The 15,069-nt window shown below is 73.3% G+C and carries 14 protein-coding genes; 7 read left to right on the top strand and 7 right to left on the bottom strand.

Features of this window, described 5'->3' with window-relative positions; all coding sequences use genetic code 11:
• Positions 1-5 precede the first annotated feature (5 nt).
• The 3 genes from ACWXWW_RS14670 to ACWXWW_RS14680 form a co-directional block, all read right to left on the bottom strand.
• On the bottom strand, positions 6-644 hold the full coding sequence (locus ACWXWW_RS14670) for an SDR family oxidoreductase (RefSeq protein ID WP_282979071.1): 639 nt from the start codon (positions 642-644) through the stop codon (positions 6-8).
• A complete protein-coding gene (locus ACWXWW_RS14675) occupies positions 637-2,064 on the bottom strand; it encodes a DUF6421 family protein (RefSeq protein ID WP_421076342.1) in 1,428 nt (475 codons plus the stop codon). The genes ACWXWW_RS14670 and ACWXWW_RS14675 overlap by 8 nt, the downstream gene beginning before the upstream one ends.
• Positions 2,065-2,208: 144 nt before the next feature.
• A complete protein-coding gene (locus ACWXWW_RS14680; protein WP_324012598.1) occupies positions 2,209-3,378 on the bottom strand; it encodes an MFS transporter in 1,170 nt (389 codons plus the stop codon).
• Between the two features lie 83 nt (positions 3,379-3,461).
• Between ACWXWW_RS14680 and ACWXWW_RS14685 the strand changes: the two genes are divergently transcribed.
• Together ACWXWW_RS14685 and ACWXWW_RS14690 are read left to right on the top strand one after the other, a co-directional pair.
• The gene (locus tag ACWXWW_RS14685) at positions 3,462-4,133 is read left to right on the top strand and encodes a FadR/GntR family transcriptional regulator (protein ID WP_421076340.1); all 672 of its coding nucleotides are present in this window, start codon (positions 3,462-3,464) and stop codon (positions 4,131-4,133) included.
• Positions 4,130-4,783 (top strand): IMPACT family protein, encoded by a 654-nt coding sequence (locus tag ACWXWW_RS14690; RefSeq protein ID WP_455970576.1) that lies wholly within the window; start codon positions 4,130-4,132, stop codon positions 4,781-4,783. The genes ACWXWW_RS14685 and ACWXWW_RS14690 overlap by 4 nt, the downstream gene beginning before the upstream one ends.
• Here the strand turns inward: ACWXWW_RS14690 and ACWXWW_RS14695 are convergent.
• Genes ACWXWW_RS14695 through hutH form a run of 3 tightly spaced genes read right to left on the bottom strand, consistent with a single transcriptional unit; the run spans position 4,780 to position 8,045 of the window.
• Complete coding sequence (locus tag ACWXWW_RS14695) at positions 4,780-5,673, bottom strand: NAD-dependent epimerase/dehydratase family protein (RefSeq protein WP_421076338.1); 894 nt, start codon at positions 5,671-5,673, stop codon at positions 4,780-4,782. The two genes, ACWXWW_RS14690 and ACWXWW_RS14695, sit on opposite strands and share 4 nt — an antisense overlap.
• Before the next feature lie 9 nt (positions 5,674-5,682).
• On the bottom strand, positions 5,683-6,468 hold the full coding sequence (locus tag ACWXWW_RS14700) for an IclR family transcriptional regulator (RefSeq protein ID WP_324012606.1): 786 nt from the start codon (positions 6,466-6,468) through the stop codon (positions 5,683-5,685).
• An 11-nt stretch (positions 6,469-6,479) separates the two neighbouring features.
• Positions 6,480-8,045 carry a histidine ammonia-lyase gene (gene hutH, locus ACWXWW_RS14705; protein ID WP_455970578.1) on the bottom strand — a complete coding sequence of 522 codons (1,566 nt, stop codon included), beginning with the start codon at positions 8,043-8,045 and terminating at the stop codon, positions 6,480-6,482.
• Positions 8,046-8,191: 146 nt separating this feature from the next.
• On the opposite strand from hutH, the gene ACWXWW_RS14710 reads away from it, so the two are divergent.
• The 5 genes from ACWXWW_RS14710 (at position 8,192) to ACWXWW_RS14730 (ending at position 14,543) form a co-directional block, all read left to right on the top strand.
• Positions 8,192-9,115, top strand: a complete 924-nt coding sequence (locus ACWXWW_RS14710; RefSeq protein WP_455970580.1) for an arginase family protein — start codon at positions 8,192-8,194, stop codon at positions 9,113-9,115.
• Between the two features lie 26 nt (positions 9,116-9,141).
• Entirely contained in the window at positions 9,142-10,596 is a 1,455-nt protein-coding gene (locus tag ACWXWW_RS14715; RefSeq protein WP_271173225.1) for an amino acid permease, read from the top strand.
• A gap of 117 nt (positions 10,597-10,713) precedes the next feature.
• Positions 10,714-12,384: a urocanate hydratase gene (gene hutU / locus ACWXWW_RS14720; protein ID WP_455970581.1), complete on the top strand. Its 1,671-nt coding sequence runs from the start codon at positions 10,714-10,716 to the stop codon at positions 12,382-12,384.
• Position 12,385: 1 nt separating this feature from the next.
• Complete coding sequence (gene hutI, locus ACWXWW_RS14725) at positions 12,386-13,567, top strand: imidazolonepropionase (RefSeq protein ID WP_455970582.1); 1,182 nt, start codon at positions 12,386-12,388, stop codon at positions 13,565-13,567.
• A 61-nt stretch (positions 13,568-13,628) separates the two neighbouring features.
• On the top strand, positions 13,629-14,543 hold the full coding sequence (locus ACWXWW_RS14730; RefSeq protein WP_455970584.1) for a hypothetical protein: 915 nt from the start codon (positions 13,629-13,631) through the stop codon (positions 14,541-14,543).
• A 114-nt stretch (positions 14,544-14,657) separates the two neighbouring features.
• Here ACWXWW_RS14730 and ACWXWW_RS14735 read toward each other — a convergent pair.
• The coding region (locus ACWXWW_RS14735; protein WP_455970585.1) for a hypothetical protein at positions 14,658-15,069 on the bottom strand (412 nt) is incomplete at its 5' end.

The raw sequence follows: 15,069 nt of genomic DNA on the forward strand, positions 1-15,069 counted from the left end.
GGTCGTCAGGCGAGCTCGACGACCCGGTCGTTGACGGCGGCCGCGTCGGCCGCCCACAGGTCGGCGTACGCGTCGGCGAGGCGCTCCTCACGCCCGGCGAGAGCCGTGACGCGGAAGATCGTCGCGGCCGCGGAGGGGGCCTCCTTCGCGAAGCCGTCGGCGAGCGCGCGCGTCCACGCCTCGCTCGCGGCCTTGACCGCCGCGTAGCTCGCGCCGCCCGCGCGGGGGCGCGCGACGGCCGTGGACGAGACGATCGCGACGCGGGCGCGCGACGACGCGACGAAGGACGGCCACAGCGCGCGCGTCACGAGACGCAGCGACGTGAACGACGACTCGAGGAACCGGTGGTCCTCTTCCGATTGACCGGGGACCCCTCCGCCTCCGCGCCATCCGCCTACGAGGTGCAGCAGCCCGTCGATCGCGCCCGCCGACGAGGCGAGCGTGCGCACCTCGCCCTCGTCCGCGAGGTCGACCTCGATCGTCTCGAAGCCCTCCCCCGCGAGCGCAGCGAGCTTCCGGGGGTCGCGCCCCGCCACGATGACCCGCGCGCCGCCATCCGCGAGCCGCCGGGCCGCCGCGCGGCCGGCCGCGCTCGTGCCCCCGGCGAGGAGCACGGCGCGGCCGGCCAGGGCGTCGTCAGTCATCCGTCCCGCGGATGCCCGAGGTCTGCGCGATCACGTCGCGCATCTTCTTCTCGAGCGCCTCGTAGAACATCGACAGCGGGAACTCGTCGTCCAGCACGGCGTCGGTGAAGCCGCGCGGCGGGCCGGCGAGCACCTCGTCCGGAAGGCCGCGGGCCCACTTCGAGGCGGGGTGCGGCGTCAGCACCGACCGGATGAGGTCGTATGCCGCGAGCCAGTGCACGGTCTTCGGCCGGTCGATCGAGCGCCAGTACAGCTCGTCGATCGCGTCGCCCAGGGCGACGACCGCGTCGGGGACCGCGTCCCAGTCGAACGTGAGCGCGGTGTCCGTCCAGTGGAGCGCCCCGCGCTGGTGCAGCCACGCGAACAGCAGCTGGCCGCCGAGCCCGTCGTAGTTGCGCACGCGGCTGCCCGTGATCGCGAACCGGAAGATCCGGTCGAAGATCACCGCGTACTGCACGAGCCGCGCGTGCTCGAGCGTCTCGGCCTCGACCGCGGAGAGCTCCTCGGCGCCCGTGAGACGCCGCTGGATGGCGACGCACTCGCGGAAGGCCGTGAGGTCGCAGCGCAGCTCCTCGAGCGAATAGAGGAAGTACGGCATCCGCTGCTTGATCATGAACGGGTCGAACGGCAGGTCACCGCGCATGTGGGTGCGATCGTGGATGATGTCCCACATCACGAAGGTCTGCTCGGTCAGCTGCTGGTCGTCGAGCATCCGCGCGGCCTCGGCGGGCAGCTCGAGCTTGGTGATCTCGGATGCCGCGCGGACGACGCGGCGGTAGCGCGCGGCCTCGCGGTCCTGGAAGATCGCTCCCCACGTGAAGGCGGGGATCTCGCGCACGGCGACGGTCTCGGGGAAGAGCACGGCGGAGTTCGTGTCGTACCCGGGCGTGAAGTCGACCAGACGCAGGCTCACGAAGAGCCGGTTGCCGTAGTCGGTCGCCTCGAGGCGCGCGATGAAGTCGGGCCAGATGACCTCGACGACGAGCGCCTCGAGATGCCGGTCGGGCGAGCCGTTCTGCGTGTACATCGGGAACACGACGAGGTGACGCAGCCCGTCGACCCGGTGCTGCTCGGGGTGGAACGCGACGAGGGCGTCGTGGAAGTCGGGAACGCCGAACCCGTCGGCGACCCAGCGGCCGAGGTCGGCGACGACCGCTTCGAGGTACGCGGCGTCGTGCGGGAACCGCGGCGCGAGCTCGCGCACCGCGTCCTGCACGCGCTCGACCTCGGCGCGCGCGGCGTCATGCGCCGATGCGTCGGGGATCGAGCCGTCGGATGCCTGCATCGCCTGGATCGCGATCGCGGCGTCCTTGAGACGCCGCCACGCATCCGAGGTCTCGACGCCGGGGGCTCGGCCGTCCTCGACGACCTCGGGCTCACCGATGATCGCCTTCGTGCTGTGCACCTGGCTCATGGACATGGGAACCTCCGATCTTCGAGGCTCTGGCCGCGTCGTCGCGGCGGTGGATGTCGGTCCCTCCAGGCTATGCGGCGGCGGGCTCGAATGGGCTGCGCATCCTGCGCGATCACCCGCGCGACGCGCCGGGGCCGATCATCGTTCTGCTCAGCGGCGGCCGCCGCGGCCCAGCACGAAGCCGATCGCGGTCTGGATCGCGGTGAGCCCGACGAGCAGCGCGAGGGTCGGCGCCCAGCTGCCCGTGCGCTCGGCGAGGAAGCCCGCGGCGAACGGGCCGGCGGCCGCGAGCAGGTAGCCGAGCGACTGCGCCATGCCCGACAGCTTCGCCGCCTCGCCGTGGCTGCGCGCACGCAGGCTGAGCATCGTCAGCGCCGCCACGAGCGATGCGCCCTGCGCGAGACCGAGGAGCGCGAGCCACAGGTACAGGGCGCCGGGCCACACGAGCAGGCCGAGCGTCCCGATCGCGAGCGGAGCCGTCGCCACGACCATCCCCGGGCCCTGGTCGACGCCATCGCGCAGCAGGCGCGGGATGAGCAGGCCGCCTGCGATGCCGAGGAGGAGCACGACGGAGAGGTGCAGGCCGGCCGTCGCGGCGGGCACGCCCCACGTGCCCTCGATCGTCGGCAGCCACGTGACGACGACGTAGAACGTCGTGGACTGCAGCCCCATGTACGCCGTCGCGAGCCACGCCGTGCCCCAGCGCCAGATGCTCGGATGGTGCGGCACGGGAACGGGATCGAGCGAGCGCGCATGCGACGAGGGGCCAGCCACCCGCGGCAGCCACGCGAGCGCGACGACGAGCGCGAGTCCGCCCCACACGACGAGCGAGAACCGCCAGTCCACGAGGTGCGCGAGCGGCACGGAGAGCGCCGAGCCGGCGCCCGCCGCGAACGTGAGGAACGCCGTGTAGAACCCGGTCGCGAGGGAGATGCGCGTCGGGTAGTCGCGCTTGACGAGAACCGGGGTGAGCACGTTGCCGACCGCGACCGCGGCGCCCACGGCGAACGTGCCGACCCACAGCCCGACGTCGCCCGCGTAGGAGCGCACGAGCGTCGCGCCCACGAGGACGATGAGCGCGACGAGCACGGCCCTGTCGTCTCCGAAGCGCGTCGCCATCCGGTGCACAAGCGGCGACACCGCGGCGAAGGCGAGGAGGGGCAGGGCCGAGAGCAGGCCGAGCGCACCCTCCCCGAGCCCGGTCTCCGCGCCGATGCCGCCGAGGACCGGGCCGACGGCCGTGATCGCGGGGCGCAGGCAGAGCGCGACGAGGAAGACGAGAGCGGCCATCCAGCCAGTTCTGCGCATGCCCTCGTTCATCTGTGCAAATGTAGGACATCTGGCCGTCGCGCGCCAGCCGGACGCCGGCGACGCCGGTACGCTCGACGGGAGGAGGTATCGCGATGCCGCTCAACGCGCCGATCCGGCAGGCCCCGCTCGTCGTGCAGGTCACCGAGCAGTTCCGCGCGCTCATCGTGTCGGGCGCGTGGCCGGTGGGGTCGCGGATCCCGGGCGAGATCCAGCTCGCAGAGGATCTGGACGTGAGCCGCGGCACGGTCCGCGAGGCGCTGCGCGCGCTGAGCGTCGCGGGACTCCTCGAGCCGCGCGTGGGCGACGGCACCTACGTGCGCGCGTCCGACGAGCTCCCCGTGCTGCTCGCGCGGGACGAGGTGTCGATCGACCACGTCTTCGAGGCGCGGGCCGGGCTCGAGGCCGCCGCCGCGCGCGCCGCCGCGGCCATCCCCGAGACCGCGGGCCCGGCGATCGAGCGCGCCCTCGTCGAGCGGATGCGCGCGCACGAGGCGGGCGACCTCGACGCCTGCGTCGCGGCCGACGCGGCCTTCCACCGGGCGGTGATCGAGGCGAGCGGCAACCCCCTGCTGGCGCGCCTCCACGAGGCGATGGCGGGGCTCGTGACCCACTCGATCGCCGAGACGAGCGCCCTCCCCGAGCCGCGCGAGGTGGGCGACGCCCATCGCGCTCTCGCCGACGCCATCGCGCGCGGAGACCGCGACGCGGCGGGCGCCCTCGCGGCGTCGCTGATCGACACCGTCCGGGCGACGGCCGCCCCGTGAGCCGCCGCTATCCGTCGACCATCGCGGCGCCCGTCGAGCACGAGCTCGTCGAGCGGAAGTCGCGCTTCATCGCCCAGGTCGCGCCGGTCTCCTCGCCGCAGGAGGCGGAGGAGGTCATCGCCGCCGCGCGCCGGCGCGCGTGGGATGCCCGCCACCACTGCGTCGCGATGGTGACCGGCGTCCTCGGCGACCAGGCGCGGTCATCCGACGACGGCGAGCCGTCGGGCACGGCGGGGATCCCCATGCTGGAGGTGCTGCGACGCCGCGACCTCACCGACGTGGTCGCGGTCGTCACCCGCTACTTCGGCGGGATCAAGCTCGGGGCGGGCGGGCTCGTCCGCGCGTACTCCTCTGCTGTGTCGGAGGCGCTCGACCTCGCCGCGCCCGTGCGCCGGGAGGCGCTCACGCAGGTGACGGTCGCGGTGCCGCACGGCGACGCGGGCCGCATCGACAACCTGCTGCGCGAGTGGGCCGCGCACCACGGCGCGACGCTCGGCGAGACCTCCTATGCGACGCACGCGACCTTCGAGCTCTGGACGCCGGCCGCCGAGCTCGGCCGCCTCCGCGACGACCTCGCAGCCGCCACGGCCGGCGCCCTCGCGCCGGTCATCCGCGGAGAGCGCGTCGTCGACGTGTCCGGCCGAGGCTAGCCGCGCCAGGAGTGCTGCGGCTCGAAGCCCAGCAGGCGGCGCGCCTTCTCGATCGACAGCAGGGTCTGCGTGCCCGCGACCTCGCCGCGCACCGGCACCTCGGGGAACACCTCGGCGGCGAGCTCGGCCGAGCCCCGCGACATCACCGTGTCGGCCGCCGCGATGACGAAGTTCTCCGCGCCGACGATGCCGCTCTCGACCGCGAGGCGGCAGGCGAGCGCGCCGTCGCGCGCGTCGATGTAGCCCCACGCGTTCCACGAGCGCTCGGACGGGTCGGCGTCGAACCCGGGGAAGCGCGCGTAGTCCTCGGGGTCCATCACGTTCGAGAACCGCAGGCCGAGGAAGCCCGCATCGGGGCACCAGCGGGCGAAGTGGCGGGCGAGCTCCTCGTCGACCGCCTTCCCGAGGGAGTAGGACGTCTGCGGCCGGACGGCGTACTCCTCATCGACGGGGAGGTACGGCGGAGGGGTGTCGGCGAACGACAGCCCGAGGAGGGTCTCACTCGATGCGAACACCACGCGGCGGATGCCGGCGAGCCGTGCCGCGGAGAAGAGGTTGTAGGTGATCGCCGTGTTGTTCGCGAAGGTCGCGGCGTCGGGCAGCAGGCCGGGCGCCGGGATCGCGGCGAGGTGCACGAGCGCGTCGACGCCGCGGCCCGACCCGACGGGAAGCGCGCCGTAGTGCTCGTCGACGTGCGTGAGCACCTGGACCGCCTGCCCGTAGTCGCTGAGGTCGGCCTGCAGGAACCGCGCCCCCTCCGGCAGCGAGGCGGGCCGCACGCGGTCGACCGCGGTCACCGCGTACCCGTGCTCGGCGAAGTGCGCGACGACCGCGCGCCCCAGCTTCCCGCTGCTCCCCGTGATGACGACCCGCTGCGCTGCTGTGTCCACGGGTCCAGCCTAGGCGTCGCGCGGCGCGCCGTGGATGCGGCGCGAGATCTCCTCCGCCACCGAGCGGGCGTCGTCGACGAGCGCCGGCAGGCGCTCGGGCGCGACCGACGCGTCCGGATACGTGATCGCGATCGCGGCCACGGGCCATCCGCGGTGATCGAGCACGGGGACCGCGACCGATGACAGCCCCGGGGTGACGTCTCCGGTCTCCTCGGCCCATCCGCGCAGGCGCCCCTCCTCGAGCACCCGGCGCAGCTCGGCGTAGGTCGTCACGGCGGGCGTCTCGGCATGCCGCTGCACGAAGGCCCGCGCATCGGGGTACAGCGCGCGCAGCTGCGCCTTGGGCAGCGCCGCGAGGATGGCCCGCCCGCTCGCGGTCAGCTGGGCCGGCAGGCGGACGTCGACGGCCGTGACGAGGTCGGGTGCGTGCTTCGCGCGGATCTCGACGATGTAGAGCACCTCGCGCCCGTGCAGGACCGCGAGATGCGCGCTGAGCCCGATCCGGTCGACCAGGCGAGCGACGTGCACGCGGCCGAGGCGGGCGAGCGGGTCCGTGCGCGCATAGGAGCTGCCGAGGTCGACAGCCGCGATGCCGAGCCCGTATCGGCTCTCGTCGGGCAGCCGCATGACGTATCCCGCCCGCTCGGCGACGTTCAGAAGGTGGTAGACCGTCGAGCGGGGCAGCTCCAGGCGCTGCGCGATCGTCGCGGCCTGGAGCGGCCCGCTCGCGCGCGCGAGCAGGTCGAGGATGCGCAGCCCGTTCTCGAACGCGGGAACGCGGGACGACTCTGACATCGAGGTCGAGGCTACGCGAGCGCGCCGATCGCCGTCTCGACCGCCGCGAGCACGCGGCCCGACTGCACGTGCGCGACCGCCGCCTGGATGTCGGGCGACGTGAAGGCGTCGGTGTCGGGCGCGGCGATGTCGGTGCGGAAGAGAGCGTGCAGCGCGCGGGTGGCCGCGCCCGGCTCGCCCTCGCCGGCGGCGAGGCGGAAGTCGAGGGCGCGCGTCGCGGTGAGCAGCTCGATCGCGAGCACGCGCGCGAGGCCGTCGATCGAGCGGCGCAGCTTGCGCGCGGCGGCCCATCCCATCGCGACGTGATCCTCCTGCATCGCCGAGGACGGGATGGAGTCGACCGAGGCGGGGACCGCGAGCCGCTTCATCTCGGAGACGATGCCCGCGGCCGTGTACTGCGCGATCATGAGGCCCGAGTCGAGCCCCGGGTCGGCGGCGAGGAACGGCGGGAGGCCGTGGTTGCGCGCGACGTCGAGGAAGCGGTCGGTCCGGCGCTCCGACATCGACGCGACGTCGGCCGCGGCGATCGCGAGGAAGTCGAGCACGTACCCGACGGGCGCCCCGTGGAAGTTGCCGTTCGACTCGACGCGCCCGTCGCGGGTCACCACCGGATTGTCGATCGCGCTGCCGAGCTCGATGCGGGCGACCGAGGCCGCATGCGCCGCCGTGTCGCGCGCGGCGCCGTGCACCTGCGGAGCGCAGCGCAGGGAGTACGCGTCCTGCACGCGCGTGAACTCGCCGCTCACCCGCCGGGAGACGAGTCCCGAGTCGGCCAGCACCCGCGCCATGTTCGCGGCCGCGGCGGCCTGCCCGGGGTGCGGGCGCAGCTCCTGCAGATCCGCGGCGAACACGGAGTCGGTCCCGCGGAGCGCCTCGACGCTCGCGGCGGCCGCGACGTCGGCCACGCGCAGGAGCGCCTCGAGGTCGTGCAGCGCGAGCAGGAGCGTGCCGAGCATCCCGTCGGTGCCGTTGATGAGGGCGAGGCCCTCCTTCTCCTCCAGCACGACGGGGGCGATGCCCGCCTCCTCGAGGGCATCGCCCGCGTCGCGCAGCTCGCCGGCCGCATCGCGCACGGTGCCCTCGCCCATGATGGCGAGGGCGCAGTGCGCGAGCGGCGACAGGTCGCCCGAGCAGCCGAGCGAGCCGTACTCGTGCACGACGGGCGTGAGCCCTGCGTTGAGCACCTGAGCGTAGGTCTCGGCGACGATCGGGCGAGCGCCCGTGCGGCCCGTCGCGAGGGTGTCGAGACGCAGGAGCATGAGCGCGCGGACCACCTCGCGCTCGACCTCCTCGCCGGTTCCGGCCGCGTGCGATCGCACGAGGCTGCGCTGCAGCTGCCGACGCTTCTCGCGCGGGATCTGCACGGTGGCGAGGGCGCCGAAGCCCGTCGAGACGCCGTAGTGCGGGAGCGCGTCGTGTGCGAGGTCGTCGATGAGCGCGCGGCTCTCCGCCATGTCGCGGAGCGCCTGCTCCGAGAGATGGACGGGCGCGCCGTCTCGGGCCACGGCGACGACGTCGTCCGGGCGGAGGCCCGCGGAGCCGAGCGAGATGGAGCGGAGGGCGTGCGAGGCGGTCATCCCTCCATGGAACGTCACGTCCGCGCCGGCGGACAGCACCGAGCGCCTCCTGCCGTCTGGGATCCCAGACGATGCGCTCTGGGATCCCAGACGACGATGTGCGGGGCGGCGGTTCGCCCCGCACCGCCCGTGGGTACCGTGACGCCATGAGCGATCAGCCCTCCCCCGCCCTCTCGCACGATCCCCTCTGGCCGCGCACGGGCGGATGGCCGCGCCCCGACGGCGCGGAGGCGGACGCCGCCCTCATCGGGCTCCCGACGCGGCGCACCTCGCTCTCGCCGACGCACGCGGACGCGACGCCATCGGCGGTGCGCGACGCGCTGCGCCGCTACTCGGCCCTCGCGCACGTGGAGGGCAGGGGCGCCGTCGACCTCGACGAGGCGCTGCGCATCGTCGACGCGGGCGACATCGCCGAGCCCGACCACGGCCGCGATGAGGACGCCGCCGTCGCGGCCGTCCGCGCGCTCGCGGATCGCGCACGGCTCGTCATCGCACTGGGCGGCGACAACGCGGCGACGGTCCCCGCGGCACTCGGCGCGTGGGGCGACGGCATCGCGTCGGCCGGCCTCATCACCTTCGACGCGCATCACGACCTGCGCGACGGGATCAGCAACGGCTCCCCCGTCCGGCGCCTCATCGAGGCCGGGCTCGACGGGCGGCGCGTCGTGCAGATCGGCATCGCCGACTTCGCGAACTCGCTCGCGTACGCGCGGAGGGCGCAGGAGCTCGGGATCACCGTCATCCCGCGCGATGCCCTGCACGATCGCCCGATCGCCGACGTCGTCGACGAGGCGCTCGCGATCGCGGGCGCGGGCGGCGGCGCGGTCCACGTCGACGTCGATGTCGATGTCTGCGACCGCGCGGTCGCCCCCGCCTGCCCGGCTTCCTTGCCCGGCGGCCTCTCGGCCGCCGAGCTGCGCAGGGCCGTCCGACGCGTCACGCGCGACCCCCGCGTGCGATCGCTCGACCTCACCGAGGTCGATGCGACCGCGGACACCCCCGACGGGCGCACCGTGCGTCTCGTCGCGACGCTCGTCCTGGAGGCGCTCGCGGGCGTCGCCGGACGCTAGCCCGACCGAGGAGAATGGAGACGACGATGTCTGACACCTCTGCCACGCACGCGCCCGCCGCGACCGCTTCCGCGCACACCCTCCGCCGCGGGCTCTCCGCCCGGCACGTGCGCTTCATGGCGCTCGGCTCCGCGATCGGGACCGGCCTCTTCTACGGGTCGTCCGCGGCCATCCAGTCCGCGGGACCCGCCGTGCTCCTCGCGTACATCGTCGGCGGCGCCGCCGTCTTCATGGTGATGCGCGCGCTCGGCGAGATGGCGGTCCGCCATCCCGTCGCGGGCTCCTTCGGCCAGTACGCCGCCCGCTACCTCGGCCCGCTCGCGGGCTTCGTGACGGGATGGACGTACGCGTTCGAGATGGTGATCGTGTGCCTCGCCGACGTGACGGCGTTCGGCATCTACATGGGCTTCTGGTTCCCCGACGTGCCGCGCTGGATCTGGGTGCTCTCGATCATCCTCTTCATCGGCGCGCTCAACCTGCTGAGCGTGAAGGTGTTCGGAGAGCTGGAGTTCTGGTTCTCGCTCGTCAAGGTCTCGGCGATCATCGCGATGATCGTGGGCGGCATCGCCATCATCACGTTCGGGCTCGGCAACCAGGAGGAGAACGCCTCCGGCATCGCGAACCTGTGGAGCCACGGCGGCTTCGCCCCCGAGGGCTTCGGCGGGCTCATCGCGAGCCTCGCGGTGGTCATGTTCGCGTTCGGCGGCATCGAGATCATCGGCGTCACGGCCGGGGAGGCCCAGGATCCCAAGCGCGTGCTGCCGCAGGCGATCAACACCGTGCCGCTGCGCATCCTCCTCTTCTACGTGCTCACGCTCGGGGTCATCATGATGCTCGTGCCGTGGACGTCGATCACGGGCGAGGCGAGCCCCTTCGTCTCGATCTTCACGACCCTCGGGATCCCGTTCGCGCCGCACCTCCTCAACGCCGTCGTCATCACGGCCGCGGTGTCGGCCATCAACTCCGACATCTTCGGCGCGGGTCGCATGATGTTCGGCCTCGCGCAGCAGGGGCAGGCGCCCGCGATCTTCCGGAAGACCTCCCGCCAGGGTGTCCCGATCTTCCCTGTCCTCATCCTCATGGCGACGCTGCTCGTCGGCGTCGTCCTCAACGCGGTGATCCCCGAGCAGGCGTTCCTCCTCATCGCATCGGTCGCGACGTTCGCCACGGTGTGGGTGTGGCTCATGATCCTGCTGTCGCACGTGCGCATGAAGCACGCGATCGCGCGGGAGGGCCGGCTTCCGTCGGAGTTCCCCGTCCCGCTCTGGCCGGCGGCCTCCTACGCGGCGATCGCCTTCGTGCTGTTCGTCGTCGTCGTGCTCGGCATCGTGCCCGACACGCGGCCCGCGCTCATGGTGGGCGCGGTGTGGCTGGCCGTCCTCTGGCTGGCGTACACGCTGTTCGTCCGCGAGCAGGGGCGATCGGCGCCCGACCTCGAGGACGCGACAGCGCCCATCCCGCTGCCTCCTCGAGCGCCGTGACGCGACGCGACGGCCCCGTCTGGGATTCCAGACGGGGCCGTCGCGTTCCCCGTTGTCGCGCGGGCCGTCGCGGGATTGGATCGAGGCAGACCCCGGCTCGAGAGAGAGGCCCCGACGATGACGCTCCCCGGCGCACGCCCCGTCCGCGCACAGCGCGGCACCACCCTGACGGCGAAGAGCTGGCAGACCGAAGCCCCGCTGCGCATGCTGCACAACAACCTCGACCCCGAGGTCGCCGAGCGGCCCGACGACCTCGTCGTCTACGGCGGAACCGGGCGCGCCGCGCGCAGCTGGGAGGCGTTCGACGCGATCACGGCGGCGCTCACCGATCTCGAGGATGACGAGACGCTTCTCGTGCAGTCCGGCAAGCCGGTCGGCATCTTCCGCACGAACCCGTGGGCGCCGCGCGTGCTCATCGCGAACTCGCACCTCGTCGGCGACTGGGCGACGTGGCCCGAGTTCCGCCGCCTCGAGGCCGAGGGCCTCACGATGTACGGGCAGATGACGGCCGGCTCCTGGATCTACATCGGCACGCAGGGCATCCTGCAGGGAACGTTCGAGACGTTCGCCGCCGTCGCCCGCAAGCGCTTCGGCGGGACGCTCGCCGGAACGCTCACGCTCACGGGAGGCTGCGGCGGGATGGGCGGCGCTCAGCCGCTCGCGGTCACCCTCAACGAGGGCGTCTGCCTCGTCGTCGACGTCGACGAGACGCGTCTGCGCCGTCGCGTCGGCAAGCGCTACCTCGACCGCGTCGAGGCCGACCTCGACACCGCCGTCGCGGTCGCCCTCGAGGCGAAGGAGCAGCGCCGCGCGCTCTCGATCGGCGTCGTCGGCAACGCGGCCGAGGTCTTCCCCGAGCTGCTGCGCCGCGGCGTCGCGATCGACATCGTCACCGACCAGACCTCCGCGCACGACCCCCTGTCGTATCTGCCCGTCGGCATGTCCGTCGAGGAGTGGCACGACGCCGCCGCGGCCGACCCCGAGGGCTTCACCGAGCGCGCTCGCGCATCGATGGCGGCCCAGGTCGAGGCGATGGTGGGGTTCCAGGATGCGGGTGCCGAGGTCTTCGACTACGGCAACTCCATCCGAGACGAGGCCCGCCAGGCCGGGTACGAGCGCGCGTTCGCCTTCCCCGGGTTCGTGCCGGCCTACATCCGCCCGCTCTTCTGCGAGGGTCTCGGCCCGTTCCGCTGGGCCGCGCTGTCGGGCGACCCGCGCGACATCGAGGTCACGGACCGCGCCATCCTCGAGCTGTTCCCCGAGGATGCGCACCTGCGCCGCTGGATCACCGCCGCGCAGGAGCGCGTCGAGTTCGAGGGCCTGCCCGCCCGCATCTGCTGGCTCGGCTACGGCGACCGGGCGAAGGCGGGGCTGCGTTTCAACGAGCTCGTCGCCTCGGGGGAGATCTCGGCGCCGATCGTCATCGGCCGCGATCACCTCGACTCGGGCTCGGTCGCGTCGCCCTACCGCGAGACGGAGTCGATGCTCGACGGATCCGACGCGATCGCCGACTGGCCGCTCCTCAACGCCCTCACCGCCGCCTCGTCGGGCGCCACCTGGGTGTCGCTGCATCACGGGGGCGGCGTCGGCATCGGGCGCTCGATCCACGCAGGGCAGGTGGGCGTCGCGGATGGCACGCCGCTCGCGGCGGAGAAGCTCGCGCGCCTGCTCACCAACGACCCCGGGATGGGCGTCATCCGCCACGTCGACGCCGGCTACCGACGAGCGGTCGACGTGGCCGCCGAGCGCGGCGTGCGCATCCCGCTCACGCCGGTCGTGCGGGACTGACATGGGCAGCATCCTCGTCACGGGCATCCGCGAGCTCACGACGAACGAGGGCCCGCGCCTGCGCGACGCCGCGGTCGTGATCGACGGCGACCGGTTCGCGTGGGTCGGGTCGGCCGCAGACGCACCCGACGCCGACGAGCGCGTCGATGCGGATGGTCGAGCCGCGCTGCCGGGGTGGGTCGACTCCCACACGCATCTCGTGTTCGCGGGCGACCGGTCCGCCGAGTTCGAGTCGCGCATGGCGGGCCAGCCGTATGCCGCCGGCGGCATCAACGCGACGGTGTCGGCCACGCGAGCTGCCTCCGACGACGAGCTGCGCGCGGGCATCGCACGGCTCGTCGCCGAGGCGCGCGCGGGCGGCACGACCGCTCTCGAGACGAAGACCGGCTACGGGCTCACGGTCGACGACGAGGTTCGATCGGCGCGGATCGCCGCGGAGGCGGTCGACGAGGTCACCTTCCTCGGGGCGCACGTCGTCCCGGAGTGTGCGGACCGGGTCGAGTACCTCGAACTCGTGACCGGGCCGATGCTCGATGCGGTCGCGCCATGGGTGACGGCCGTCGACGTGTTCTGCGAGCGCGGCGCGTTCTCGGCGGAGGAGAGTGCTCGCGTGCTCGCCGCCGCGACGGCGCGAGGACTCGCCGCTCACGTGCACGGCAATCAGCTCGGGCACGGCGACGGCGTGCGGATCGCCGTGGAGCACGGAGCGCTGAGCGTCGACCACCTCGGCTTCCTGACCGACGATGACGTGGAGGCACTCGCGGAGACGTGGCAGGGCGACGGGCGCGGCACCGTCGCGACCGTGCTCCCGGCCTGCGACCTCTCTACGCGCATGCCGCTCGCGCCCGCCCGTCGACTCATCGACGCCGGGGCGGTCGTCGCGATCGCGAGCAACTGCAACCCCGGCACGTCGTACACATCCTCAATGGCGTTCTGCGTCGCGACGGCCGTCCTGCAGATGGGGCTCACCATCGAGGAGGCCGTGCGCGCCGCGACTCTCGGGGGAGCGATCGCGCTCGACCGCCACGTTGACCGACCGGGCCGCCCGCGCCTCGGCGTGGTCGCGCCCGGCGCACGCGCCGACTTCCAGCTGCTCGATGCACCATCGGTCAGCCACCTCGCCTATCGCCCCGGCATGCCGCTCACGTCCGCCGTCTGGCGGGCCGGTGTTCGGGTGGTGTGAGGAGGTCATCGGACCGATCCCTCCTCGTCATGGGCCAAGATGGCGGTGAGGAGGACACGCGATGGACCGATCCCTGCTCGACCGAGCGGCACGCCGGTCTCTGTGGCGTGCCCTGCCCCCGATCCTGCTCTGCCTCGGGATGGTCGCGTGGATGGGCTGGTTCAGTCGCGGCGTGATCCAGGCGACCGACGGCGCCATCCTCGTGCCCGGCGTCTGGACCGATCAGCTCATGCGCTCGATCCCCGAGCAGCAGGAGTGGATGGCTGTGCCCATGGGCCTCCTGCTGTGGCTCTTGCTCGTCGTGCTGACGCTCGCGGGGCCTCTGCTTGTGCTCATCCTCGCGGGGCGACGCGCGGTGAGCCGGCTCCGCCGGTGGCGAGTGCTGCACGGGTTCGACGCCGACCGCAGGCGTCCGGATCTGATCCTCGGCGTCGCCGAGGATGACGTGCGTCGCATGGGCATGCGGGGCCGCCCATCGGGCGTCGTCATCGCGGGCACGATCGAGCACCTCGACCCCGACACCGCGCTCGCTCGCGCCCTCGCCGGAGAGACCCGAGTGGCGGTGCTGGGCGACCGCGCGCTGATGCCTCCTGCCGTTCCCGCGCGCATCGAGGGCTATCTCGTCAACACGCGCTCGCGATCGAGCGCGGTCATCACGGTCGACCGACAGCGTGAGGTCTGCTGGCCTCTGGGACGCGTCGTGCCGCTGAGTGCGCTGAAGGTCCTGCGGACCGCACCGAAGCAACGGCACGTCGTGGACGGCGTCACCGCCGTGGTGGGCGGCGGCATCGCGCTCACGTGGGCCGAAGACGCGGGCCTCTGGAGCTCGACCGACGGCGGATGGGGCGACGGCGGCGGAGACGGCGGCGACGGCAGCGGGGGCGACGGCGGAGGCGGCGACGGCGGTGGAGGCGGCGGGGACGGCGGCGGGGACGGCGGCGACGGCGGAGGAGGCGGTGGAGGCGGCGGCGAATAAGCGGCCGGGCACGCTTCCGGGGCCCGCGGCAGGTGATCGCGAGGACGGCGCCCGCTCCCGGGGCTCTCCTCCCTGATTGAACCCGGACCCGCCGCACATCCGATGGTGTCTCGCTCAGGCGGGTTCGAGGGTGAATCGGGCGTCCGCGCCGTGGTCGAGGTCTTCGTGGTGGGCGATGTCGTCGGCATCGAGAAGGGCTTGGGCGAGGTATTCGGGGGTTGTCCAGTAGTGGCGGAACCATTCCTGGATGTCCTGCTCGATCTCGAGGTGCAGCCGCCGCTCCCGCTCCCGCTCCTCCTGCTCGCGCTGGTGCTGTTCGCGTTCCCGCTGGTGCTGTTCGCGTTCCCGCTGGTGCTGTTCGCGCTCGCGCTCGCGTTCGCGCTGGCGCTGTTCCTGCCCGCGCTCCTGTTCGCGTTCGTGCTTGCGGGCGAGGGCGTCGGCGATGAGCGGGTTCGGGGTCGCTTCCGCGCGGACCCGCGGGGGTGGTTTCTCGGTGTAGGTGTGTCCGGCGGGGCTGGTCCATTCC

The sequence above is a fragment of the Microbacterium sp. KNMS genome, from assembly GCF_053851835.1.

Excerpts from the sequence above, each read along its gene's own strand:
- ACWXWW_RS14715 (WP_271173225.1), top strand. The coding sequence starts at position 9,142 with ATGTCTGACACCTCTGCCACGCACGCGCCCGCCGCGACCGCTTCCGCG.
- hutH (WP_455970578.1), bottom strand. The coding sequence starts at position 8,045 with ATGACCGCCTCGCACGCCCTCCGCTCCATCTCGCTCGGCTCCGCGGGC.
- ACWXWW_RS14710 (WP_455970580.1), top strand. The coding sequence starts at position 8,192 with ATGAGCGATCAGCCCTCCCCCGCCCTCTCGCACGATCCCCTCTGGCCG.
- ACWXWW_RS14730 (WP_455970584.1), top strand. The coding sequence starts at position 13,629 with ATGGACCGATCCCTGCTCGACCGAGCGGCACGCCGGTCTCTGTGGCGT.
- ACWXWW_RS14685 (WP_421076340.1), top strand. The coding sequence starts at position 3,462 with ATGCCGCTCAACGCGCCGATCCGGCAGGCCCCGCTCGTCGTGCAGGTC.
- hutI (WP_455970582.1), top strand. The coding sequence starts at position 12,386 with ATGGGCAGCATCCTCGTCACGGGCATCCGCGAGCTCACGACGAACGAG.
- hutU (WP_455970581.1), top strand. The coding sequence starts at position 10,714 with ATGACGCTCCCCGGCGCACGCCCCGTCCGCGCACAGCGCGGCACCACC.
- ACWXWW_RS14680 (WP_324012598.1), bottom strand. The coding sequence starts at position 3,378 with ATGAACGAGGGCATGCGCAGAACTGGCTGGATGGCCGCTCTCGTCTTC.
- ACWXWW_RS14670 (WP_282979071.1), bottom strand. The coding sequence starts at position 644 with ATGACTGACGACGCCCTGGCCGGCCGCGCCGTGCTCCTCGCCGGGGGC.
- ACWXWW_RS14675 (WP_421076342.1), bottom strand. The coding sequence starts at position 2,064 with ATGTCCATGAGCCAGGTGCACAGCACGAAGGCGATCATCGGTGAGCCC.
- ACWXWW_RS14700 (WP_324012606.1), bottom strand. The coding sequence starts at position 6,468 with ATGTCAGAGTCGTCCCGCGTTCCCGCGTTCGAGAACGGGCTGCGCATC.